Here is a 794-nt window from a genome sequence, read left to right on the forward strand (position 1 = left end):
TTCGATGACCAACGACGTCGCGGCCGGGGCCGTCGACGCGATCCGCACCGCGTCGGCGGCCTCGGTCAGCGCGGCCGGAATCCGCGTCGCGTCCTCGGCACGCAGCTCGTAGAGCGGGTCACCGGCCCGCACCTCGTCACCCGGGCGCTTGTGCAGCACCACACCGGCCGGCACGCTCACCGGGTCCTCCTTGCGGGCCCGACCCGCGCCGAGCCGCCACGCGGCAACCCCCATGGCGTACGCGTCGACAGCCGCGACGTAGCCGTCCCGCTCGGCGCGGACGACCTCCACCTCGGCGGCCGTTGGCATCGACGCGTCCGGGTCGCCGCCCTGGGCCCGGATCATCGCCCGCCAGGAGTCCATCGCCCGGCCGTCGCGAAGCGCCGCCGCCGGGTCGGCGTCCGGCAGACCGGCGGCGTCGAGCATCTCCCGGGCCAGGGCGAGGGTCAGCTCCACCACGTCGGCCGGCCCGCCGCCGGCCAGCACCTCGACCGACTCGGTCACCTCGACCGCGTTGCCGATCGCCAGGCCCAACGGGGTGGACATGTCGGTGAGCAGGGCGACGGTCCGCACACCGTGCGCCCCGCCCAGCTCGACCATGGTGCGCGCCAACTCACGGGCCTGGTCGACGGACTTCATGAAGGCGCCGGAGCCGACCTTGACGTCGAGGACCAGCGCGCCGGTCCCCTCGGCGATCTTCTTGCTCATGATCGAGCTGGCGATCAGCGGGATCGCCTCCACGGTGCCGGTCACGTCGCGCAGCGCGTACAGCTTGCGATCGGCGGGCGCGAGCC

At 74.4% G+C, this 794-nt stretch carries 1 protein-coding gene; it reads right to left on the minus strand.

Annotated features, from left to right (window positions below):
• Nucleotides 1-794 (minus strand): thymidine phosphorylase (locus tag KBX53_RS34650; protein ID WP_210864000.1); only part of this gene is annotated, 794 nt, incomplete at both ends.

Source organism: Micromonospora sp. M51, assembly GCF_018070305.1.
In the GTDB taxonomy this organism is placed as follows: domain Bacteria; phylum Actinomycetota; class Actinomycetes; order Mycobacteriales; family Micromonosporaceae; genus Micromonospora; species Micromonospora parva.